Origin of the sequence: Streptomyces sp. NPDC048504 (assembly GCF_043200035.1) — a bacterium.
Classification (GTDB): Bacteria; Actinomycetota; Actinomycetes; order Streptomycetales; family Streptomycetaceae; genus Streptomyces.
This window is the reverse complement of record NZ_JBICXA010000001.1, coordinates 700,285-721,410: the sequence shown is the minus strand read 5'-3', so window position 1 is coordinate 721,410 and position 21,126 is coordinate 700,285. Positions and strand designations below refer to the sequence as shown.

Annotated in this window: 20 protein-coding genes and 1 pseudogene; 9 read left to right on the top strand and 12 right to left on the bottom strand. The window is 69.0% G+C overall.

Annotated features, from left to right (window positions below; genetic code table 11):
- Positions 1-76 precede the first annotated feature (76 nt).
- From ACGFY9_RS03350 to ACGFY9_RS03305, 10 genes are all read right to left on the bottom strand, one after another.
- On the bottom strand, positions 77-478 hold the full coding sequence (locus ACGFY9_RS03350; protein ID WP_393751440.1) for a hypothetical protein: 402 nt from the start codon (positions 476-478) through the stop codon (positions 77-79).
- 104 nt (positions 479-582) lie between these two features.
- Complete coding sequence (locus ACGFY9_RS03345) at positions 583-2,352, bottom strand: relaxase/mobilization nuclease domain-containing protein (RefSeq protein WP_393751438.1); 1,770 nt, start codon at positions 2,350-2,352, stop codon at positions 583-585.
- Positions 2,352-3,008 carry a plasmid mobilization protein gene (locus ACGFY9_RS03340; RefSeq protein ID WP_393751436.1) on the bottom strand — a complete coding sequence of 219 codons (657 nt, stop codon included), beginning with the start codon at positions 3,006-3,008 and terminating at the stop codon, positions 2,352-2,354. Before ACGFY9_RS03340 ends, ACGFY9_RS03345 begins: the two co-directional genes overlap by 1 nt.
- A complete protein-coding gene (locus ACGFY9_RS03335; RefSeq protein ID WP_393751434.1) occupies positions 3,005-3,229 on the bottom strand; it encodes a hypothetical protein in 225 nt (74 codons plus the stop codon). The genes ACGFY9_RS03340 and ACGFY9_RS03335 overlap by 4 nt, the downstream gene beginning before the upstream one ends.
- Before the next feature lie 101 nt (positions 3,230-3,330).
- On the bottom strand, positions 3,331-4,389 hold the full coding sequence (locus ACGFY9_RS03330) for a DUF2637 domain-containing protein (RefSeq protein ID WP_393751432.1): 1,059 nt from the start codon (positions 4,387-4,389) through the stop codon (positions 3,331-3,333).
- The gene (locus ACGFY9_RS03325; protein WP_393751430.1) at positions 4,386-4,952 is read right to left on the bottom strand and encodes a WhiB family transcriptional regulator; all 567 of its coding nucleotides are present in this window, start codon (positions 4,950-4,952) and stop codon (positions 4,386-4,388) included. Before ACGFY9_RS03325 ends, ACGFY9_RS03330 begins: the two co-directional genes overlap by 4 nt.
- A gap of 157 nt (positions 4,953-5,109) precedes the next feature.
- Positions 5,110-5,817, bottom strand: a complete 708-nt coding sequence (locus tag ACGFY9_RS03320; protein WP_393751428.1) for an ATP-binding protein — start codon at positions 5,815-5,817, stop codon at positions 5,110-5,112.
- Positions 5,817-6,836, bottom strand: coding sequence for a hypothetical protein (locus tag ACGFY9_RS03315; RefSeq protein ID WP_393751426.1), 1,020 nt, complete (start codon positions 6,834-6,836; stop codon positions 5,817-5,819). The genes ACGFY9_RS03320 and ACGFY9_RS03315 overlap by 1 nt, the downstream gene beginning before the upstream one ends.
- Before the next feature lies 1 nt (position 6,837).
- Positions 6,838-7,161, bottom strand: coding sequence for a transcriptional regulator (locus tag ACGFY9_RS03310; RefSeq protein ID WP_393751425.1), 324 nt, complete (start codon positions 7,159-7,161; stop codon positions 6,838-6,840).
- A 1,005-nt stretch (positions 7,162-8,166) separates the two neighbouring features.
- On the bottom strand, positions 8,167-8,844 hold the full coding sequence (locus ACGFY9_RS03305) for an SDR family oxidoreductase (RefSeq protein ID WP_393751423.1): 678 nt from the start codon (positions 8,842-8,844) through the stop codon (positions 8,167-8,169).
- A 312-nt stretch (positions 8,845-9,156) separates the two neighbouring features.
- Here ACGFY9_RS03305 and ACGFY9_RS03300 point away from each other — a divergent pair, with 312 nt between their 5' ends.
- The 4 genes from ACGFY9_RS03300 to ACGFY9_RS03285 all read left to right on the top strand — a co-directional run bounded on the left by ACGFY9_RS03300 (position 9,157) and on the right by ACGFY9_RS03285 (position 12,925).
- Positions 9,157-9,981: a helix-turn-helix domain-containing protein gene (locus ACGFY9_RS03300; protein WP_393751421.1), complete on the top strand. Its 825-nt coding sequence runs from the start codon at positions 9,157-9,159 to the stop codon at positions 9,979-9,981.
- Positions 9,982-10,666: 685 nt separating this feature from the next.
- A complete protein-coding gene (locus tag ACGFY9_RS03295) occupies positions 10,667-10,867 on the top strand; it encodes a hypothetical protein (protein ID WP_393751419.1) in 201 nt (66 codons plus the stop codon).
- Positions 10,868-11,042: 175 nt separating this feature from the next.
- On the top strand, positions 11,043-12,026 hold the full coding sequence (locus ACGFY9_RS03290) for a phosphotransferase family protein (RefSeq protein WP_393751417.1): 984 nt from the start codon (positions 11,043-11,045) through the stop codon (positions 12,024-12,026).
- 41 nt (positions 12,027-12,067) lie between these two features.
- Complete coding sequence (locus ACGFY9_RS03285; protein WP_393751415.1) at positions 12,068-12,925, top strand: hypothetical protein; 858 nt, start codon at positions 12,068-12,070, stop codon at positions 12,923-12,925.
- Between the two features lie 30 nt (positions 12,926-12,955).
- Here the strand turns inward: ACGFY9_RS03285 and ACGFY9_RS03280 are convergent, their stop codons facing one another.
- On the bottom strand, positions 12,956-13,411 hold the full coding sequence (locus tag ACGFY9_RS03280; RefSeq protein ID WP_393751414.1) for an NUDIX domain-containing protein: 456 nt from the start codon (positions 13,409-13,411) through the stop codon (positions 12,956-12,958).
- A gap of 379 nt (positions 13,412-13,790) precedes the next feature.
- Between ACGFY9_RS03280 and ACGFY9_RS03275 the strand changes: the two genes are divergently transcribed.
- The gene (locus ACGFY9_RS03275; RefSeq protein WP_393751412.1) at positions 13,791-14,447 is read left to right on the top strand and encodes a restriction endonuclease; all 657 of its coding nucleotides are present in this window, start codon (positions 13,791-13,793) and stop codon (positions 14,445-14,447) included.
- A 69-nt stretch (positions 14,448-14,516) separates the two neighbouring features.
- On the opposite strand, the gene aspS is transcribed toward ACGFY9_RS03275, so the two are convergent.
- Positions 14,517-15,839, bottom strand: coding sequence for an aspartate--tRNA(Asn) ligase (gene aspS, locus ACGFY9_RS03270; protein WP_393751410.1), 1,323 nt, complete (start codon positions 15,837-15,839; stop codon positions 14,517-14,519).
- 439 nt (positions 15,840-16,278) lie between these two features.
- On the opposite strand from aspS, the pseudogene ACGFY9_RS03265 reads away from it, so the two are divergent.
- The 4 genes and pseudogenes from ACGFY9_RS03265 (at position 16,279) to ACGFY9_RS03250 (ending at position 20,994) form a co-directional block, all read left to right on the top strand.
- Positions 16,279-16,607, top strand: a pseudogene (locus ACGFY9_RS03265) (nucleotidyltransferase domain-containing protein).
- A 189-nt stretch (positions 16,608-16,796) separates the two neighbouring features.
- Complete coding sequence (locus tag ACGFY9_RS03260) at positions 16,797-17,975, top strand: tyrosine-type recombinase/integrase (protein ID WP_393751408.1); 1,179 nt, start codon at positions 16,797-16,799, stop codon at positions 17,973-17,975.
- Positions 17,972-20,431: a tyrosine-type recombinase/integrase gene (locus ACGFY9_RS03255; RefSeq protein ID WP_393751406.1), complete on the top strand. Its 2,460-nt coding sequence runs from the start codon at positions 17,972-17,974 to the stop codon at positions 20,429-20,431. Before ACGFY9_RS03260 ends, ACGFY9_RS03255 begins: the two co-directional genes overlap by 4 nt.
- A gap of 29 nt (positions 20,432-20,460) precedes the next feature.
- Entirely contained in the window at positions 20,461-20,994 is a 534-nt protein-coding gene (locus ACGFY9_RS03250; RefSeq protein WP_393751404.1) for a DUF6262 family protein, read from the top strand.
- The last annotated feature ends 132 nt before the right edge of the window (positions 20,995-21,126 follow it).

Genomic DNA, 21,126 nt, shown 5'->3' with positions numbered 1-21,126 from the left:
TGAACATCGCGCGACGCCGAGGGGCGCCACCGATACGTCGGTGGCGCCCCTCGGCGTTCGGCACACCGTCGCTCGACTAGTCCAGGTAGGTGCCGGCGAAGGCCCCGTCGAAGCCGAGCGCGGCCAGGCCCTGCTCGACGCTGGGGTACATCGTTCCGTCCGGGATGGCGATCAGGGCGTCGAAGTCAGCGCGGCTGATCTCTGGTTCGAGCCACTGATTGCTGCACCGGCAGACGATCCAGACGTTGCGGCCGTGGTTGATGAGCAGCCAGTCGCGCCGTGCACGGCAGGCCGAGCACATCACCGGGATCCCCCGGAGTGCCAGTTCACGCGGGTGGCTGAGACAGCGTGTCACGCCGGGGCCGTTGGGCGGCTGCGTCTCGTATTCGAGTTGAAGCAGGGGATCGGTGCCGGCGACGACGGGGAGCGCGGGGGTCGCCTCTGCGGTGCGGTCGGTGGTTCTGGGCACGAGCGTCATCTCCCGGTCGAGGGCCTTCTTTTCATCCGTAACAGTTCGTGTAACCGGCTGTCCAGGGGTTTCGCGGCGTCGGGCGGCCTGTTCAGCGGCCTGTCCCACTCTGGTCAGCGGTGCGGTGGGCGGTCTCGTGGGTTGAAGGTTGTGGTGGGGCGAGCTGTGGGCGTGGGTGTCCTCCGGGTGCTGGTGCGGTTGGTGGAGGTCTTGGGGTGGCCGGTATCGGCCTGCGGGCGGCGAGTCGCTTCGCCGGGGTGAGCAGGGAGTTGGGCGAGGCGGCGCAGGCGCCAGACCAGGACGTCGTTCACGTCGTCGGCGGTGTCGAGTTCGCGCAGGTCGATGGCCTCCTGCAGAAGGGTCTTGGGGTCGTAGCCCGCTTGCTCTGCCTGGGCGAAGGTGGCGGCCAGGGCGTCGGTCTTCGTCGACGTGCTGTCTGCCCGCAGTCCACGTTCCGTCAGGGTTGCGTGGATGGTGGTCTCGTGGGTTCGGCGCTCGGCTTCGGGCAGGGCGCGGCCCTGGTCGCGCATCACCTGAATGGGCGTGGCCGCAGCCTGGCGGTAGGCGGCTCGTAGGTGGTCGGCGGTCTGTCGGGAGGCGTGGGCCTGCTGAGCGTGGCCGCGTGCGGAGTGCCAGCGGGCGGCGGCGAGGGCGACCAGGACCAGGGTGGAGACGAGCATGGCGGTGGTGCCGCCGTCCTCACCCCGGCCGAGAGCACTGCCAGCCTGGATGATGCCCCGGGCCGCTGAGCGGATGGCCCGGGTGTCGGCGTACTCCGCTCGGACGTGGCTGCGGGTGGCGCGCTCGAAAATGCGGGCGGCGGCGCCCAGTTCGGCGCGGGTGACGGCCGGGGACGTCTGGGCCACCGCGTCCAGGAGTTCGCCGACACCGACGAGTTGAGCGGCTGCTTCGTCGTCATCGCTGTCGAGGAGGACGGTGGCGCGCTCGACTATCCCGGTGGCGTTGCGTCGTTCCCGGGCGGGCGGGGACCAGCCCGGTCGGCCGCTGATCGCCACCGGCTGCGTCGTCTGGTCAGCGATGTCCTCGGCCAGCCGGCGGCGGATCTTGGGGAGTGAGAGGTCGGGGGCCAGCTTCGAGCCGGGGTACCAGATCGGTTTTCCCTCGCGGTTGCGGTCGCCGGGGAGAGCGACGTTGTAGCCGAGGGCGTCACCGGACGGGGCGTTCCGCATCTTCACGCGCAGGCCTGCCTCGTGCAGCCGGGTGAAGAACTCGGCCTCGGTTGCGGCCCCGGCAAGGGCTTGGCGGACGGCTTCGCGGAGCGTCTCACGCGGGGCCTCGGTGCGGCCGGTGCGTTCGGCCTTGAAGCGTTCGGCGCTGGTGGGGGTTTTGGCTCCGGTGCCGTCGCCGGGCTTGAGCTGGCGCAGGCCCATCTCCTTCTCGATGCGGCGGCATTCGGCCTGGGCCTTCTTGAAGTCGTAGTTCATCCTCGGCCGGCGCAGATCGCCTCGGACCATGGTGGCCAGGATGTGGATGTGGTCGTCCGCGTGCCGTACGGCGACCCAGCGGCAGCCGTCCGGATCGCCTTCGGGGGCGAGGTTGACGGCGTGGACCAGGCGGCGGGCGATGGTGTTCCATTCGGCGTCGGTCAGGGTCCGGTCGCCGGGGTCGGTGCGGACCGAGCAGTGCCAGACGTGCTGGGCAGGAGCCTTGTCGCCGAGCTGGTTGACGCGCAGGTCCAGTGCGGCGGTGAGGCGGGCGAGGGTGACCTTGGGGTCGGGGCTGGTGTCGCGGCCGGGGTCGGGGGCGAAGCCGTCCCAACTCCCCACCAGGTGGGGGTCGGTGTGTTCGTCGCGTTTGCCGGGGCCGTACAGGTAGACGAGCAGGCCGTGGGTGCGTGAGCCGCGTCGGATCTTGGGGACCATCAGAGTCGCTTCTTCACCAGGGCGTCGGCCGTGTCGTCGATGCGGGCCAGGACGCGGGTCAAAGCCGTGAGGGCGTGGTCGAGTTCGCCGGGGCGGGGCTGGCCGCCGGCGTTGTGGATGTAGGCGATCTGGTTGATGTTGTTGCCGATGCGGGAGAGGGCGGTGCGCAGGGCGGCCAACTCGTCGATGGCGGTGTCGAGTTGTTCGTTGGTGTGCAGGGTGGTGGAACCGCGGGCGGTGGCGAGGGCGGCGGCGGCGAGGAATCGGGCGACGGTGACGCCGCGCTGCGCGGCTGCGGCGACGATCTCGGCTTTCTCGGTGTCGGAGAGGCGGGTGGTCGTCTTGCGGGTGCGCTCGCTCGGGTTGCGGCTGCGGCGGCGCGGTTTGCGGTCGGGGAAGGCGGGCGTGCTCGGGCTCGGCTGCTCGCGCTGGTCGGCTTCTCCCCTTGTGACCGGTGCCCCCTGGTGCCGGTCGTCTGGTGGGTCCCCGTGCGCCCTCGCTCGGGGACCCACCGGACTCCCCCCGCCCTCCTGGGCGGGGGCAAGTGCGTACGACGGGCCGTAGGACCGTCGTAGGCGACAACTTGCTCCGCTGGGAGCCGTGTTGGGGTCACGCTGTTGTCCGTCCGTGGTGGCCACCGGGTCGTTGGTGGTCACCGGTGAGTCTCCGGGTTCGCCTGCCGGATTTCGCGGACGAGTTCCTCGATCCAGTCCATGGCCAGGACCGGGTGGTGCAGGGTCCAGGGGCGGCTGTCCCGGGTGCGTTGCACGGTCCAGGTGGTGTCGGGGCCGGACTGGGCACGGTGAAGGTGGCCGTGCTGGTGCAGGACGGTCAGCCAGGAGTCGACCTCGGCGGGTGTGACCGGGTGGGTACGCATGAGGTGTGCTCCGGTTCGCTTCTGGAGGATGTGGGGTGCGTGTCAGGGAGCGGGTGACCGGCGAGGGTGTGCGGCTCGGTCACCCGCTTCGGGCTGTCCGGTCAGTGCCGGGCGGAGGTGACCGGCTGTCCGTGCTGCTCGCGGAGCTGGGCCATGAGGGCAGTCAAGGTGTCGCTGGACAGGGGGATCTGCTGACCGCGGATCGCCTGGGCGACCACCTTGCGGGTCAGCTTGTCCTCGGCCCTGACCGCCGACCGGGCGATCTTCAGCAGCTCCTCGGTGTCCGGGTCGGACCTCCGGTCACTCGTTGTCCGGGTGTCCCGGTCAGTGACCGGCGACGGGGTGACCGGGCGGTCAGTGAGCGGCACGAGGGTGTCCTGGTTGCCGGTGACCGGCGTGGTTCCGATCGGGCTGTCGGTGACCGACGGCGCGGTGTCCGGCTGTCCGGGCTGGTCATCGGCTTCGTGCGACTGACCGTTCTCGCCGGTGACCTGGTTGCCGTTGACCGCCGTGGCGCTGTCCCCGATCGGTGACCGGCGCCCCAGGGTCTGCTTGTCCAGGGACAGTCGCGGCCGGTCGGTCAGGGCAGTGACCGGCTGCCCGGCGCTGACCTGACCGGCCTGCGGCTCGTGCTGACCGACTCGGTCGGTCCGGGTGACCGTGATGCCCTCGGGCTGGTCAGCCTGACCCAGGTGACCGAGGTCTTCGCGGTCACTGCCCTTGACCGGGCCCCGGGCGATGAGGATGTAGAGGTGGACCGCGCCGGCCAGCGCGAGCGGGGCGATGGTGGACAGCACCGCGACCACCGTGTCCCCGAGCCGGAGCCCAGGGGCCGAGCCCGCTTCCTCGTTGAGTCGCACCGCGTGGAGCGCGTTGGCCCAGATGCTGGCGGCGGTGGCCGTGCCGAAAAGCGTCCAGACGTAGAGCCGGGCGCGCAGGGGTGCGTCGCGCAGGACCAGGAGCGCCCGTATGCCGTAGGCGATGAAGCCGTCGATCACCAGCGGGAAGAGGTAGGTCAGGAGACCGCGGACGTGGATGGCGACGGCCATCTGCTGAAGGGCGTCGTACGACAGCGCGCATCCCGCGCCGCCCAGGGCGATGACGACCGCGCGGTCCCAGCCGGTGATGTGCGCCGTCCTCGGCGCGCTCGTGTCGGTCACGCCGCCGTCCCGAAGTCGTCGCGGCCCAGGCGGTCGTCGTCGGTCTCGGGGGGCGGGGTGGTCGTGCGGGTCTTCTCCAGGCCCCGGTTGCGCAAGGCGCGACGAAGCTCGCGGTACTGCTTCTGCGCGTGCTCCTCGGTGATCTTCAGGAGCCAGGCCAGGCGCTGCTCGGTCACTCCGTGGTGGTAAGCGGCGAGGACGACCGCAGTGCGCTCGTCCCTCGTGAGGTGGACGTCGCGCCCGGCGATGGTGGCATTGACGCGGCTGTAGTCGAGGCGGTGCGCAAGCTTCGCGTGCAGCGACCTGCGCTCCTCCTCAGTCAGTCCGCCACGTATGCCGTCGGTGTCACCGTTTTCGAGGGCGGCGTCCAGGCAGGTGCGGCGCACCGGGCACTGGCCGCACAGCGACTTCGCGGCGGTGATCTTGTCGGTCTCGTCGGGCTCGGGGAAGAAGATCTCGGGGTCCACCGGGTTGTACTCGGTGCTCTGGCAGACGGCCTGGTCCTGCCAGGTGTGGTCGCCGAGCGACCGGTGGCGGGCAGGGCTGATCGTCGTGGTGGTCATGCGGGTTGCTCCGATCGCTCTCCGCGCGCAGAGGCGTCGGCGGAGGGGTGCGCTGGGTCGGGAGGTGCATGGGGCGGCGCGCAGAGGCGTCGGCGGAGGGGTGCGCTGGGTCGGGAGGTGCATGGGGCGGCGCGCTGAGGGCGTGGCCTGCGGCGGGTCAGGCCGTCGTGCGGTGCCGTCTGCGGTCGACCGGCTCGAACTCGACCCGGGTGGTCATCTGCGCGAGCCGGGAGGTGACGCGGTCGCCGAGGTGGGCGCGGAGGTCCTTGATCGCCAGGTTGGTGGTGATCAGGGTCGGGAGCATGTGGTTGTAGCGGCGGTTGATCAGCCGGTACGTCACTTCCTCGACCCACTCGGACGCCTTGGCCGCGCCGAGGTCGTCGATGATCAGCAGCGGGCAGCGGCTGACGGCCGCCAGCTCCCGCTCGCTGTCGGCCCCGGGCCGGGGGCGCAGGTCGGCGTAGAGGTCGGCGGCGGTGGTCGCGCGCCAGCGGACGCCGACTCCGCTCTGCACGAGCCGTCGGACCGCGCCGTACGCCTGGTGCGTCTTGCCCGCGCCGACGACCCCGGCCATCAGCAGGCTGGGCCCGGTGGTGACCTGCCGCCGGGCCCCCGGGCTGGGGGCTACGGCCGCCTCGGCGACGTCCCGGACCCAGGCCAGGACCTGGGGGTGGTCGGCGACGGCGGCCCGGTAGCGCGGGGGCATCCCCGCCAGGAGGGCGGCCAGCGGGGAGTACGGCTCGGGCCCGTCGACCAGGTCGGTGACGGCGGCCGGGTCGATGTTACGGGCGGCCAGGATCCGCGCCAGCCGGTCCACGGTGCCCGTGCCGCCGAGGGGCTGCGGTTCGCGGTTACGGGTGCGCATCACAGCTCCTCGGCGTAGGCGGCGGCAGCGTCGGCCGGGTTGGTCCACGCCCGGTGAGCGGGCACGGTAGGCCGGATTCCCGGTCGTGCCAAACCGCCGGGGCGGGCGTTCATGGCCTCGTTGACCATGCTGGTCAGCACGCTCGGGTGCTTGGGGTTGGCGGCGAAGTTCTGCAGCCCGGCCCGGATGTGCTCGGGGGCGATGCCCTCGCCCAGGAGTTTCTTGGTGATCCGGCCGAGGTGTCCGATCACGTCGCTGGGCGGGCGCTCCTCGCAGGCGGCGACGTACTCGCCGACGAGCTGGTTGGCCGAGAGGGTGGCTGCGGGCGTCGTGCGCCCCGTAGGGAAAGAAGATCCAGGATCCAAGATCCTAGATCCAGGCGCCGAGCCCTCTGCGAGGCTTCGGGGAAGGCTCGGGGAGTTCTCGGAGAATGCCGTCTGACCTGCGATTTTCGTGTCCACCTGGTGAGGGGTGTCGGCCATGCCGTCGAGGGTGTCCTGCCGGGCGGCCGGGGCTCCGTCTGCGTGGCCGGGAGGCGTCGCGGCGGGCTGCGCGGGCAGATCGAGGGCTCGGGGAGCATGCGGCGAAGCCTCGGTGAGCCTTCGGGGAGGGGTGGGCGACTCCTCGATCTGCTTGGTGCAGCTGCCCTTGCAGGCACCGCACCGGTCGCCGCCATGGTGCTGCGGGCAGGAGGGCAGACGGGACTGGCTGGGCTTGTCGATCTTCTGGTGCGCGGACCAGGTCACGACGTGGAGGTAGCGGCGGCCGTCGCAGCCGGTGTACCGGCAGAGCAGACCGGCGTTCGCGAGCTGATGGAGGTCGTCCTCGACGTGGACCGAGGTGTGCTCGGCGCGCAGCGGCCAGAGCAGCCCGGCGATGATCGCGGCGTTGTCGCGGTGACGACCGTGGTCGTCAGCCTGGGTGAGCAGGCCGAAGAAGGTCCGCTCGGCCTCGACGCTCACCTCGGCGAGCGACTCGGAAACGAAGGCCTCCGGCTTGACGGTTCGGATCCGCGCCATGTCAGCGGCCCCGACGGGCGGCGAGCAGGTCACTGCGGGTGAGGGTCGCGTCGGCGAGGTCGAAGGTGTGCGGCCGGGTCCAGTCCACCTCCGGCCAGACCCGCAGAATCCAGCGGGCCGCGACCCGGGCGGCGATCCGGCCCAGCTGGATGGTCTGACCGGCCTCGTCCTTGACGATGACGTGCGGGTGAGGCCAGGTCTCCTTCGGGTCGCTGAGACTGACCCGGATGGTGGCCGCGCCCGGGATCATGTCGGCGAGCTGGGCGGCGAGACGGTGCGGGCGATCGTCCGGGCAGGCCGAAGTTCCGCTCGGCGTGACGAGCATGCGATACTCCGTGATTCGTAGGAGCGCGGTGCGGCGGTTCTCGTGCAGAGGCCCCGCCGCCCGCGAGATGTGAATCGGCGCTCTTCGGGGTGCCGGCCCGGCGCTTGGGAGTTGGTAGCTCTCGGGCGCCGGTCTCATTTCCCCGGGCGGGTTTCATGGCCCGCGTGCGTGCATCGCCCCTCCCCTTCTGGTCCGTCCCCGGCCGGTGATCTTTTGTGCGGGGACCAGGACCATATGGCGACCCGTGGCACAAGTCCAGCGTCTTCAAACCTGCCCTGACCAGGCATGGAACACCGCGCTGGACGGCCCGGGGAGGCTTCACAAGGCATCCGCGACGCCTCCCGTGTGGCCATCTCCGCAGGCGCCATCCAGCAGCTCCGCACCGGGGTACAACCGGAAGAGGCAGACCGTCCAGGCACGGGCCCGCTTCTTCGACGTGCCCCTGGTCTACTTCTTCCACGAGGTGGAGGCCGAGCGGCGGCATGAGGGGATCCAGGTGGTTGCCGCCATACGCGACCAGGGCGTGCCGGATCGCCGTGTACGCCGACGGGCTCAGCGCGTCGGGCCTGGACATGCCAAACGCTGCGATCGACTAGGCCCATCGACTGGAAGGCATGTTGGGCGAGTCGGGCGACCCCGCACTGCTCGACGACGCGGGGAGTTCATTCCCGCCCGAATCACGGCGCGCGTCGGCCCTCTGGCTCGATCAGACACTGCCGGTTCGACCGTCTTCCATCCGCACGATCACTCTGCGACAGTCGCTACGCATGGCGGTTGCAAGGCGACGATGCGAACAGCGACTTCCCGGCCCCGGTGCTACGGAAGCCTGAGCCGACGAGGGTCACCGTCGGAGTGTTCGGCCATCTCGCGGCGGTCCCGCAACGTCATCTTCCGCGCGGCCGGAGATCCGGCGTGGCCGTCCCGCTCCAGTTGCCGAAGGTTGGACTGATCTGCCCGCGTCGACGTGGGTGCCGTACGACGACGCAGACGGTCGGCGTCGAGGAGTCAGTGCCCCATGGAGATGCCGCCGCCGACCGGCACCTTGCCGCCGGCGTCGAGGTCGGCTTCCTCACTGGCCAGGAAGGCGATGGCCGAGGCGATCTCCTCCGGATTCCCGATTCGGCCCAGAGGAACGTCATCGGCCATGGCTGTGCCGGCCGGGCCCGGGCTCACGATATTCACGGTGATCCCGCTTGAGCCGAACTCCCTGGCCAGCGAGCGACCGAACTCGACAAGACCCGCCGTGGAGGCCGCGTCGTCGGTCTGAGTCTCGCCCTTGAGGGCGACGGCCGAGGGCACGAGGATGATCCGGCCACGCTTGGCCTTCAGCATTCCGCGGGCGGCCCACTTGGCCAACTGGCAAGAGGCCGTGAGGTTCGTGTCCAGGACCGCGGCGAAGTCCTCCTCGGGCGTGCGGGGCGGGTTGTCCCGGGTGATGCCGGCGTTGACCACCAAAACCTCGACCGGCCCCTGGTCGGCCTCGATCTCCTTGAAGGCGCTCTCGACCTGTTCGGGGTCGGTGATGTCGCAGTACACGGGCAGGGCTCCGTCGTGCACGAGATCGAAGGAGGCGCTTTCGGTGTAGTGGGTGAACGCGACGTGATCGCCGCGCTGGGTGAATGCGCGGACCGCGGCGTGCCCGATTCCACGGTTTCCGCCGGTGATCAGAACAGAGCGCGACATGAAGATCCTTTACACGAGTCAGCTGGCTTGGTTCACCGTTGCGGAGATCGCCTCGCCGCGGCGGTGCCAGTGACAGTAGGACGTCGCTGTGTGATTCAAAGGGACGCAAAGGTTGTGCTTATCCTGGGGATGGGAACTGACAGTTCCCATTGCCCGATGAAGGGGCATTGCGTTCCGAATGCTGGACACGATGCGCGACGTCAACTCCCTTACATGCGGGCCGCGATGCACTGAGCGGCCAACAGGGAAAGGGGGACGTGAATACGCGGGCAATGTGACCTGGGTCTCAGCACCTGTCGTTATGTAAGCGTTATGAATGAGAGTGAGATGCAGACCCCGATAGTCACCCGCATTCTGCAGCAAGCGCGGGCACGCCGTGACACATCAGACATCCCGGGCTTTGAAGCGGCTTTCGGGACGGGCCAACCCGCCGGAATCACGCAGGAACAGGTGGCCCGCCTGGCCGGCGTCAGCCGTCGCTGGTATGGCAATCTGGAGGCCGGGCGCCCCGCCAACTACAGCGACGCGTTCCTCCAGGCCGTGCGGCGCATCCTCGACCTGAACGACGAGGAATGGGGCATCGTCTACCGCGTCATCCGCGGCCATGCCCCTGCAGCCGCCCCCGTCAGCCACCTCGGCGCTCTGCTTCCCGACGCGTTCCGCGCCTTCATCGAGGAGAGCCGCACCTGGGCCCTCTACCTCAATGACTACCGCTGGGACGTCCTGGCCTACAACGCCAAGGCTTTGGAGTACTTCCCGTGGATGCAGTACGGCCTCAACGTCATGGAGTGGGCCCTCGCCTGGCCTGAGGCGCGCACCCAGCTCGTCAACTGGGAAGAGGAGTGGGCCAAGCCCATGATGGCCCAGCTACGCGTGCACGCCGAAGAGTGGCGCACCGACGAGCGCATGCGGGCCGTGGTCGAAACCGTCCGAGCAGACCCGACCGCCCGCAAGCTCTGGGACGCACGCGACCTGCCAGCCATCACCCACCCGGCTTCGGCACAACCCCGCCGCCTCTACCTGGCGGGCCGAGGGGACCAGGAATTCGCCGTCCGGTTCATGGCGGGAACACCCGACGAACTTCCCTCGTGCCGCCTCATGGTTGTCACGCCCGCAGAAGCTGTATCGAGCAACTAGGTCTTGGCCTCCGTGGTTTTGGTCCTCGACTGATTCGGATGCCGGAGCTGCGGATCGGCAGTCGAGGAAAATGTCAGGCGGCGCGACTGGCAACAGTGCGCGTATATCTCGCACCTGTGCGGCGTTATTTCCGTCCCGACTCTGCTTGAAAACCGTTTCCGCTACAGAGGGATGACAGAGAATCAGCGCGATCAGGTGTGTGCTGTGGCCTAGGCTTGCAGGGAGTACTTTCTATCGCGCTGAACTCCCGGTGCTTCTCGGCTCTTTCAGCGCCTTCGGCGTCAAACCAGGTTGCATCAGAGGCGTTTGTGAGACGAGAAGAACAGGCCGCGGTTCGCCTCGAACGGGTGTAACTCCACGAGGCTCTCCGGTTCGTGCCCGGTCAGTGTGTCCGGGCCAGGGCCAAGAGCTGGTCGGCTGCGCGCATCCAGGACGCCTCTGCGTTGTCCCCGTCGTACCCGGTGCGTAACGGCCCATGGCAAACCCGGACTTCCATGTGCCCGGGGTGCTGCCAGGCCAGGTGTCGGCGGACGCCCCGGCTTCGTCGTATGGAGGGACAGCGACCAACGGTTCCGGTTCCCGTGGTCGGCCCGCTCGGCCCCCGCGCGCGGTGTCGAACGCCGGCGGGTGATTTCGGTGGAGCGATGGTACGGCGGCTCCGTGTGGGCTTGCGGACCATATACCCGTGCAGTACGACGTCGACGGGCTCCGGTGCGGCGGGAGCGCAGAACATGTGGCGGCAGGCGTCGAACCATTCGACCACGATGGGCTGTTGGGCCTGACCGTGCCATCGCTCGATGGTGAGGACGGCCTCGTGGGCTTCGACGAGGTGCTGGTCGACGGCGAGGCGCCGTATGCCGTTGGACGCGTATCCAAACTTCTGTGAGACGCGGCGGGAGGTGGTGTTGTCCGCGAAGTTATGCAATCTGTCAACCTGTCTCAGCGCTCAGGTGTCGCACGGCGTCTCTGCTCACTGGCAGCGTGACGACCGCGTTAGCATCAACTGCTGAACGGCCCCAGGGTGGTTGGGATCGCCCACGGACGAGTTCGGAGACGCCAGTATGGAATTCCGGCCGATCAATCGCGCTTCCGGCACGTTCCAGCAGTCGGTGACTGCCGATGCGATCCAGCAGATCGTCCGTCGCGTCTACGGTGCCGATGCGCGGGTCACCTCCGCTATCGAGCTGGGCACGGGTATGTACAACAACGTCTATCGCGTGACAGTGGCCCGACAGGAGCGGCCGGTGATCCTCCGGGTTGCCCCGGAACCCGCCCGGCAGTTCCGGTCCGAGCAGCAGCTGATGCGCAACGAGTACGCGTCCGTGCCTTACCTCGCGGTGATCGCGCCGCTGATGCCGCGGGTCATCGCAGCGGACTGGTCGCACGAGGTGATTGGCCGGGACTGGATGGTTCAGAGTCTCCTCGCGGGCGTCCCGGCTCCCGAGCGCCTCAGTGGCTATCCCCGTACGGTCTGGTCGGCGTTCTTCCAGCAGCTCGGCAGCATCTCCCGGTCCGTGCACGACGTGCACGGACCGCGCTTCGGGCCTGTCAACGGCCCGGGGTACGCCACCTGGAGCGAGGCGGTGATCGCGTCGCTGGAGGAGATCGCCGCCGACCTGGACAGCGTCGGCCTGGACGCAGCCGATGTGCGGAAGGTTGCCGCAGTGGCCGTGCAGGAGAGCGCCGTACTGGATGAGGTCACCGAACCCAGTCTGCTGACCGGGGACTTGTGGACCGTCAACGCCCTGCTGGACGCGGCAGCCCCCGAGCCGGCGATCACCGGCGTGCTGGACTTCGATCGCTGCCTCTTCGGCGACAGCTCCGCTGACTGGACCATCCGTATGGCGACGGCCAAGGACGACGAGCGGACCGCGTTCTGGGAGTCCTACGGTGCCCTGGACCGCTCACCTGCGGCGGTGTGGCGGGCGGGGGTCTACGAGGCCCGGCACCTGGGCGCGATCCGTCTTGAGCGCCACAGGCTGGGCAAGGACTCGGTCGGCGAGACCTACGGTGCGATGGCCGAGGTGCTCGCCGGTCTGACCTGACCGGTGGGATCCGGCTCCGCGTGGTTGCTACGGTCCCGCATATGACGCTGCCTGTGCCGTGTGCTGTTGATCTACGCCGGGAATCGCTGGACGGGGTGCTGGACCGTGTGGAGCGGTCGCTGCAGGTGCGTCTCGACCGGGAGACACTGGTACGCAAGCGCCGTACCGTCGGGGCGCGGACGGACCGCGGGACATGGGTGCGCATCGAGCGGCGGGGGTTCGACCGGATCGGCGCCCAGGGGTGGAACGGCCCCGAATCCGCTGCTGTCCTGAGCGGGGTCGTCATGCCCCTGTGGTACGCAGGGTTCGCATGGCGTGAGCCGGGTGAGCCGGTGATGTGGCGGGCGGATGAGATGGAACTGGTTAACGCCGCGCCAGTCGGGCAAGCCGCTCTCGTGATCGAATACCCTCGTCTTCCGGATGCGTGGTGGTCCGCGCTGAACACTTCGCTGGACGCGCTCGCTGCCCAGGCGGCACCCCGCGTCGCCACACCGGACACCGAAACCATCACCCAGGAGCTGGTGACGGCAACCCTCGGGAGGGTCTTTCCCAAGGTGGCCGACACCACGGTGGAGGAGTGGCGGCCGGCCCATGCCGACCTGACGTGGGCGAACGTGACCGGCCCCGAGTTCTGCATGATCGACTGGGAGGACTGGGGCACGGCGCCACGAGGGCTGGACGCGGCAACCCTATGGGGCCATTCCCTCGCGGTCCCGGACCTGGCGGAGCGTGTGTGGAGCGAGCGCCGGTCGGACCTGGAGAGCAGGTCCGGCCGGATGATGGCACTGTTCTTCTGCGCGAAGGTCGCAGGACCTCACGCGCACCCCGAGGATCCCCGGCTGAAGCCGGCCAGGAGGGAAGCCGCACGGCTCATTGCTGAGCTTCACGTCTCTGGATGACGGCCCTGCGGCAGCTGCCCGCACTGACCGTCATCCTGCCCCTGGCCAGCCGTCGAACGAAAGGATCGGGCCCCCGTCCAGGAACCGTTTAACGGCGACGAGGGTGGTGTGTGTGAAGGGTTGCGGAAGGTCGTCCGGAGGCACCCAGGCGATGGTGTCGTGTTTGTGCGGTTCCGCATTGTGGGGAGTACCGCTCCACTGGTCGGTGTGGAAGACCAGGGCCATGAACATCCCCGGGGCCTCCGCTCCCCAGGAGCCATGGACGACGTGGACGAGGCGCAGGTCCGCCTCGGCGGCCACGACGCCCGTCTCCTCCTTCAGTTCCCGTACCGCGGTCGCGGTGATCGGTTCCCCTGGTTCGCCCTTACCGCTGGGGGCGTCCCATTCGCCAGGTGCGAAATCCAAGTGGCTGCTCCGCCGCAGGATGAGGAGTCTGCCGTTGCCGGGGTCCGTGACGAGAACGGCAGCGATGAGCCGCGTCGTCATCGGTTCGCTCTTCCACCGGGCCGCCGACTGGCCGGACTCAGTCAATCGCGTTCCTCCAGACGATCTCAACGCACGGGAGTGATACGCCCAGTGCGTGGGCTCGGTCAGTGTGCCTCAGAAGCCGCCTGGTCCGCCTCGAGGTTTCGCGGCACGAACGCCCGCTGGTCGCCTTTCTCCGTGCAGCGCGCCGCTGACGGCAGGCGCCGAGCAGACGCGCTCAGCATGAGCGTCAGCCGTGGCTGACCGACCTTCGGAACGTCCGCCACTGACGTGGCCGAGAAGGCCCTCTTGGCCACCTGTCGGACCGCTTCCACACTGACCGGAAGATCACGGACGAGGGGGCGCGATGGCTGCGAAAAAGAGACGCCGCAGTAAGGCCATGCGACGCCGCGAAGCCAAGCAGCGCATCGGTTTCGCGGCGGTCGTCGTGGCGGCGGTCTTGTTCGTGCTGTGGCAGTCGCCCTGGCTCCTGATCATCATCTTGTGCGCCACCGCGCTCGCCGGCCTGGGATGGGTGCTGTGGAAGGCGCACCGGCGGGAGCAGACGGGGGACCGCGCCTGGCGCGAGCAGAACCGGCGCATGGAACTCGAACGCTCCATGGCCACCATCGACGCCATGAGCTGGCAGGACTTCGAGCACTACGTCGCCGAACTGTGCCGCCGCGACGGATGCACCAACGTCACCGTCACCGGAGGCTCAGGCGATCTCGGAGCAGACGTCGTCGGCACACTTCCCGACGGCCGGCACCTGGTGGCCCAGGTCAAGCACTACGCACCCCACCGGTACGTCCCCAGCGGGGACATGCAGAAGTTCGTCGGCACCGCGAAACTCGAACACAAAGCGGATGTGGCGCTGTTCGTCGCCACCTGCCCGTTCGGGAAAGCCGCCCGAAACCTCGCTGTGCGGCACGACATCATCGCCGTCAACCGCGACCTGTTCGGCGCCTGGAACAGCGGCGCACCCCTGGAATCCCTGCTCCCACTCAACGGAGCCGGTGACGGACCGCGCCGCAAGCCGGAGGCGGACACCGCATAACACTGCCCGGGCGGCGGTGCATACCTGACTACCCCACCACCCGGGCACCTCACTCCTGCGTGAACGTGCCTACGGGGTCAGGCGGTTCGGGCCGCGGAACAAGAACGTGGCCTCACGGATCGAGTCCAGCCCGAGCATCACCATCAGCACCCGGCCCAGCCCCATACCCAGACCGCCATGCGGCGGGCAGCCGTAGCGGAAGGCGTTCAGATAGTCCTGCAGCGGCTCGGTGCTCATGCCCTGCTCGGCGGCCTGCTTGACCAGCACGTCGTAGCGGTGCTCGCGCTGCGCGCCGGTGGTGATCTCCAGGCCCTTCCACAGAAGGTCGAAGCTCAGCGTCAGGTCCGGCCGGTCCGCGGGGCGCATGTGGTAGAAGGGCCGGATGCTCGTCGGGTAGTGCGTGATGAACACGAACTCGTGGCCCGTCTGCTCCTTGACGTGCGCCGCAACGCCACGCTCGCCCTCAAGGTCCAGGTCCTCCTTCACCCCCTCCGGGTCCCAGCCCTTGCCCCGCAGGATCTCCTGAGCCTCGGCCATGGTGATGCGCGGGAACGGCACCCGAGGTACGGCCACCTCGACCCCGAACGCCTCGCGGATCGCTTCACCGTGCTGCTCGGCGACTTTGGCCAGGCCATACGCGAGCATGCGTTCCTCGAAGCCCATGACGTCCTCGACGTCCGTGATCCACGCCAGCTCCACATCCACGCCGGTGAACTCCGTCGCGTGCCGGGACGTGAACGACGGCTCCGCGCGGAACACAGGGCCGATCTCGAAGACCTTGTCGATGCCGGCGGCGATCGCCATCTGCTTGAAGAACTGCGGCGATTGCGCCAGGTAGGCGGAGCGGCCGAAGTAGCCGAGCTCGAATACCTCGGCACCGGACTCCGAGGCCGTGCCCATGAGCTTGGGGGTGTGCATCTCTGTGCAGCCCTGGCCGTAGGCGTACTCGCGCATGCCCTGCTCGAAGGTGGTCTGCGTCGCGAACAGCAGCTGTGTCTGGCGGCGGATCCGTACGTCGAGGAACCGCCAGTCCAGACGGTGCTCGATGCCGGTCTGCTCGTCGATCGGGAGCGGCGTCTCAGCCCGGTTCAGCACCTCGACGCTTTCGGGGATGAGCTCCAGGCCACCGAGCTTCACGATCGCGTTGTCGACCACCCGCCCGGTGATGCGGACCGCGGACTCGGTAGTCAGACTTTCCAGGGCGGCCTCGGTTTCGTCGTCCTCACCGCCACGGCGATGGGTGACCTGCACCATGCCGGTGTGGTCGCGTACGACCACGAACTGCATCTTGGCCTGCAGCCGGAGCGTGTTCACCCAGCCGGAGACAGAAACGGTCTCACCTACGTGTTGCCGCAGCTCAGAGACCAATACACGGCTAGTCGTGTGGATCATCGCAGCCCTCCAAGGGGCGTCGTCATGATCCCTTGGGAGCGTGGGCGAGAAGGGTACTCGCGGTGCCACCACGCCTTTGCCACCGCCAGACAGCGGCGGCCTCATTCATGCCCGATGACGGGGGCCAGCCGGCGGGGCATTAGGCCACAGGGGCCGCTCCTCCCCGCGCTCAGGAGGGTCTTCACCAAAGGGCGCGAGACCGCCTTCACAGCTACCGGCAGCTCTCTCTGCTCGCGTGATCCCGCGGCTACTCGTCTCCTTCGACGCGTTGCAACCCAGGATAGGAGGGCGTCAAATGCGGCTGCAACAAGTAATCAGACGGGTACCGCTCTTCCAGAGCGACCAAGGCGATGAAGTCGTATCCGTCCTGGTAGCGGGTGTGGATCCGGTGCCTACAAAAAGCCCTGCCCGGGTGGGGTTGCGGCAGTGAGTTGTGCCGATGATCGAATCCCTGCCGCCCGGCGGCGCTGTGGACGAACTGGAGGCCCGCTGGGCGGACGCCTGGCGTCCGGAACATTCGCGGAGCGGTTGGACGGGGTCGGTGCGCCCTGCGTCGCGGCCGGGTGGGCGCTGGATCTGTTCCGTGGGAAACAGTCGCGGCTGCATGGCGATCTGGAGATCGCGGTGCCCGCGGCGGGGTTCCCGGAGATTCGGCACCGCTTCCCCGAGTGCGTGTTTATGGAGGAGCGAGGTTCTACTGTTCGGCGATCATCGACATCGGGCCCCGGGAGGTTCACCGATCATGAGCTGGCGGCAACTATCAACTGAGGCGATCCATCAGGGACCCTTCATCAGCGTGTGGCGTGACGCGGTGCTCAGGCCCGTTTCCTAGGGGTTCTTCTTCTGTGGTGGGACGTTGTGTGACCAGGTGGTCTGGCTGGTCGTGCAACAGTTCCGTGCCCGTGTGGTTCATGTGGCGGTTGTCGTACACGGCGATCGGATCATGGAGCAAGACACATGCGGGCTTTCCCCATCACGCTGCCTTCGGGGGCGCGGTACTGGACGGTGCTGGACGCGGACTACGACGTGGTCGAGGAGGCGGACAGTCACCTTCGTCATCTGCGTCTGGCCAGGGATCATGCGGAGTTGACCACCAAGACGTACGCGCACGGGATTGCCCACTATCTGCGGTGGTGCGAGCGCACCGGCCGGGACTGGCGGACCTGCGCCGACGATCTGGGGTTGTTCATCCTGTGGCTGAGGCACACGCCGCGGGAGGTGGCGGCGTACGACGCCGAACGTGGCGGCGGAGGACTGCTTGTTCCGGGCGCCGGCGCGGAGCCGGTACGCGGTGGCAGCCGGATCAACCTCGTTCTCACGGCTGTACGCGGCTTCCTGCTCCACGCCGCGCGGACCCGCTCCGTCCCGCCGTCGGTCATCCCGGCGCTGTACGAGGGGGCGACCTCCGCCGATCTGGCGCCGGAGGTGTGCGGAGATGGGTTGGTGCGGTCGCGGCTGCGCGCCACGCACCGGGTGCGATCCGAGGCGCGGGCGGTCGACCGGGCCACCGACGAGGAGGTGCTGGGGCTGTTCCGGGCGTGCTTGTCGTGCCGGGACCGTCTGATCATCCTGCTGATGGCCCGAGCGGGACTGCGCCGCGGCCAAGTGGCCGGGCTACGGCGGGAGGATGTCCATTTCGCGGTCGACTCCCGGGCCTTGGGATGCCGGGTCGAGGGATCGCATCTGCATGTGGTGCGGCGTCAGAACGTCAACGGCGCGTGGTCCAAGTCGCGGCTGAGCCGCGTGGTCCCGGCGGACTTCCTGGTGGTGCAGGCGTACGACGCCTACGCCTTCGAGCGGGAGAGCCATCCCGAAGCCACGCTGAGCGACTTCGTGCTCGTGAACCTCTTCCGTGCGCCGCTGGGTGAGCCGATGAAGCCCGGCGCGGTCAACGAACTGGTCACCGCGCTCGGGGTGCGGGCGGATCTGGACCGTCATGTGACGCCGCATCAGCTCAGGCATGCTTTCAGCGGGAACGTCTTGGACGCGGGCGGCACGAGGGACGAGCTCCAAGCTCTGCTCGGCCAGTCCTCGCCCCAATCGACACTTCCCTACGAGCACCCCGCCGAACACCGGCTGCGCGAAGCCGTCGAACGCGTCCCGGCACCCCGACTGGACGTGGAGGGTTCACGGTGACCGCGACCGCGCTGCGCGGCCTGCCGTTGGATGTAGTGCCGGAGGACGCCACGGAGTTGCTGGACCGGGTGACGTCCTTGATCGGCAAGACGTTCCTGTACGAGGCCGGCTGGGACGCCGGGCAGGAGGTGCTGCGCCTGCCCACAGAGCACCGGCTGCTGGGCCGGCCGCTGTGCCGGGTCGACACCTGCGGGAAGCACGGCGTGGGGCTGCTCCAGTTGTGCGACTCGTGCAAGAACCGCTTCGCGGCGAGCACCCTCACCTTCGACGCCTTCAGAGTGCTGCCCCGGCAGGCCCGGAACACTCAGCAGGTGATGTGCCCGGTGGAGGGCTGCGGGCTTCCGCAGATGACGGCGCCGGTGAAGCTGTGCCGCGTTCACCACTACCAGCGCACCCGGTGCAAGCTCGCCCTGGAGGACTTCCTCGCCCACCCCGACACCCGCCCGCTGCCCGGATTCGGCCCCTGCCTGGTGGTGGCCTGTCTGCGGGTGCGTGAAGGCGCCGGCCCGTACTGCACGCCCCATCTGAACCGGTGGGCGAAGGTGCGGCGGCAAGAGGTCCCGGTGGACGAGGAGCACTGGCGCGCCACGAGCCCGGGTATCGCGCAGGAAGGAGTGATCAGCCTGCGTGGTCTGGCCCCGCTGGTCGTCGCTCAGATCCTGCTCGGGCTGCAGATGCGTACCCGCGAGGGCACCAAGACCAACGAGGATGCGCTGCGTATCGTCTGTGACCTGCTGCGCCAGCAGCAAGCCGGGACCATCGGGGACCTGTCGGAACACGGTCTGCCCAAGCCGCAGTTCAACCTGCTGCGGATGCTGCGCACCTACGTGCACCGGGCGCTGCTCGACCCGGAGACCGAGCGTTCCAAGACCCGCTGGGACACCCGGGCTTTCGGCCACGCAGGGATCTTGGACTTCACCCGCATCACTCAGCCGTGGCTGCGGCAGGGCGCCATGCGCTGGGCGGCCGACAACCTCCCCAAGCGACGCGGCAAGGGGGCCACCTCCCAGGTCCGGATGCAACTGGACGGTCTGGTCCTGCTGTCGGCGAGCCTGCGGGCACACCGCCCGGACCGGGGCGAGGTTCCGGTCGGGCTCGGGCGCGTCGACCTGGAGAACTTCCTGGCCAGGCTGGTCTTTCTACAGGACCGGGGGGACATTTCCGCCTACATGCGCTACCGGGCCTGCCGCTCGGTGCGCGCGGTGCTGACACGGATGCGGGTGCTCGGACTGACCCGCCCGGGCGGGCCGTTGGCGGGCCTGCCCGACGACTTCCACCTGCTCCGCGACGATCTCCCGCCGGAACCCGACCGCCGGGACGAGGAGCGCGACCTGCCGCAGGAGGTGATGCGGCAGCTGTGCGCGAACCTGCCCGCGATCGACCCCGACGGAACGAGCCGACAGACCCGGATCGCCATCGAGCTGATGATCGACACAGGGCGGCGCCCCGACGAGATCTGCGCCCTGCCCTGGGAGTGCCTGAGCACCGACCGCGACGGCAAGCCGGTCCTCGTCTACAACAACTACAAGGAACACCGGTTCGGCCGCCGCCTGCCGATCGCGCAGGCCACCGCCGATCTCATCGCCGACCAGCAGCGGCTCACCCGCGGCCGGTATCCCGACACCGCACTGTCCCACCTCAGGCTGCTGCCCACCCGCATCCGCAACCCCGACGGCAGCCGCTCCATCTTGGAGAGCGGCGTCGCGGCCCACCACCGCCAATGGGTCGACGCGATGCCTCCCTTTATGGTGCACATCGGCGACACCACCATCGAGTTCGACAAGGCCCGCATCGTCCCGTACGCCTACCGGCACTGCTACGCACAAAGGCACGCGGACGCGGGCGTGCCCGGCGAGGTCCTGCGCGAACTCCTGGACCACGAGAGCTACGACGCCGTCCAGGCGTACTACCGGGTCACCGAGCAGCGGCGCAGACAGGCCGTGGAACGCGTCACCGCCATGCAGTTCGACCGGCACGGCCAGCGGACCTGGCGGGAAGCCGTCCAGATCCTCGCCGCCGACCGGGTCCGGCTCGGAGTGGAGCAGACCGCGGTCCCCTTCGGACGCTGCTCGGAGCCGAGCAACGTCCAGGCCGGCGGCGGCGCTTGTCCCATCCGCTACCGCTGCGTGGGGTGCGACCACTTCACCACGGACGTTTCCTACCTGCCCGACCTGAACGCCTACCTCGACGACCTGCTGCGCAACCGCGAACGTGTCCTGTCCATGGCCGAGGCCGACGACTGGGCCAAAGCCGAAGCCCTGCCCTCCGACGAAGAGATCAGCCGTATTCGCCGGCTCATCGGCCGCGTCAAACAGGACCTGTCCTCGCTGTCCGCCGAGGAACGCGAACAGATCGAGCACGCCTGCGCCACCGTCCGCAAGACCCGCCCGACCCTGCTGGGCATGCCGCGCGTGCGCCCGCCTCTGCCCGAACTGCGACCGGAGCGCCCCCGATGACCCCCTCTGTCCCCGCGCGGAGCGCCGCCATGACCGCCGGCCGCCAGGCCGACTCCGAGCGCCGCCGCCAGCGCGTGCTGGCAGCCCTCCAGCAAGCCCAGCAGCGCGGCGAAGAGATCACCGCCTCATCGATCGCACGCCAGGCCCACGTTGACCGCACCTTCCTCTACCGTCACCGCGACCTCCTTCACATCGTCCACGCCGCGCAACAGGCACCGGCGACGACCTCCGCGACCGGCCCCAAGGTTTCTGCGGCCTCGCTGCGCGCCGACCTCATCAACGCCCACGAACGGGCGGCCCGGCTGAACAGACGCGTCAGCCAACTGGAGAAGAAGCTCTCCGAGGCACTTGGCCAACAGATCTGGCGCACTGCCGGCGAGGAGGCCCGCGACGACGTTGACACGTTGCAGCGGCACGTCGCTGCTCTCCAGCAAGAGTGTGCTGACATCGGCCTCAGGCTGGACGAGCGAGAGGAGGAACTGCAAGCCGCCCGGTCCACCAACCGCGAGCTCATGGCGCAGTTGAACAGGGTCGCGGGCTCGACAACTCCGTCGAACTCGTAGACGGCCAGGCGTCGTACCAGGCGCGGGTCCGCCCTTACCAGGGGACTTCTCGCAGCGTTGCCGTACATCCGTTCTCCGCCGGCGAGGTATGACGAAGCGACCCTGCACCCACTCGCCGTCCGCACTATCTGC

Coding starts and splice junctions, on each gene's coding strand:
- ACGFY9_RS03315 (WP_393751426.1), bottom strand. CDS start 6,836: ATGGCGCGGATCCGAACCGTCAAGCCGGAGGCCTTCGTTTCCGAGTCG.
- ACGFY9_RS03275 (WP_393751412.1), top strand. CDS start 13,791: ATGCGACGCCGCGAAGCCAAGCAGCGCATCGGTTTCGCGGCGGTCGTC.
- ACGFY9_RS03290 (WP_393751417.1), top strand. CDS start 11,043: ATGGAATTCCGGCCGATCAATCGCGCTTCCGGCACGTTCCAGCAGTCG.
- ACGFY9_RS03280 (WP_393751414.1), bottom strand. CDS start 13,411: ATGACGACGCGGCTCATCGCTGCCGTTCTCGTCACGGACCCCGGCAAC.
- ACGFY9_RS03325 (WP_393751430.1), bottom strand. CDS start 4,952: ATGACCACCACGACGATCAGCCCTGCCCGCCACCGGTCGCTCGGCGAC.
- ACGFY9_RS03310 (WP_393751425.1), bottom strand. CDS start 7,161: ATGCTCGTCACGCCGAGCGGAACTTCGGCCTGCCCGGACGATCGCCCG.
- ACGFY9_RS03260 (WP_393751408.1), top strand. CDS start 16,797: ATGCGGGCTTTCCCCATCACGCTGCCTTCGGGGGCGCGGTACTGGACG.
- ACGFY9_RS03250 (WP_393751404.1), top strand. CDS start 20,461: ATGACCGCCGGCCGCCAGGCCGACTCCGAGCGCCGCCGCCAGCGCGTG.
- ACGFY9_RS03350 (WP_393751440.1), bottom strand. CDS start 478: ATGACGCTCGTGCCCAGAACCACCGACCGCACCGCAGAGGCGACCCCC.
- ACGFY9_RS03285 (WP_393751415.1), top strand. CDS start 12,068: ATGACGCTGCCTGTGCCGTGTGCTGTTGATCTACGCCGGGAATCGCTG.
- ACGFY9_RS03300 (WP_393751421.1), top strand. CDS start 9,157: ATGAATGAGAGTGAGATGCAGACCCCGATAGTCACCCGCATTCTGCAG.
- ACGFY9_RS03335 (WP_393751434.1), bottom strand. CDS start 3,229: ATGCGTACCCACCCGGTCACACCCGCCGAGGTCGACTCCTGGCTGACC.
- ACGFY9_RS03320 (WP_393751428.1), bottom strand. CDS start 5,817: ATGCGCACCCGTAACCGCGAACCGCAGCCCCTCGGCGGCACGGGCACC.
- ACGFY9_RS03345 (WP_393751438.1), bottom strand. CDS start 2,352: ATGGTCCCCAAGATCCGACGCGGCTCACGCACCCACGGCCTGCTCGTC.
- aspS (WP_393751410.1), bottom strand. CDS start 15,839: ATGATCCACACGACTAGCCGTGTATTGGTCTCTGAGCTGCGGCAACAC.
- ACGFY9_RS03305 (WP_393751423.1), bottom strand. CDS start 8,844: ATGTCGCGCTCTGTTCTGATCACCGGCGGAAACCGTGGAATCGGGCAC.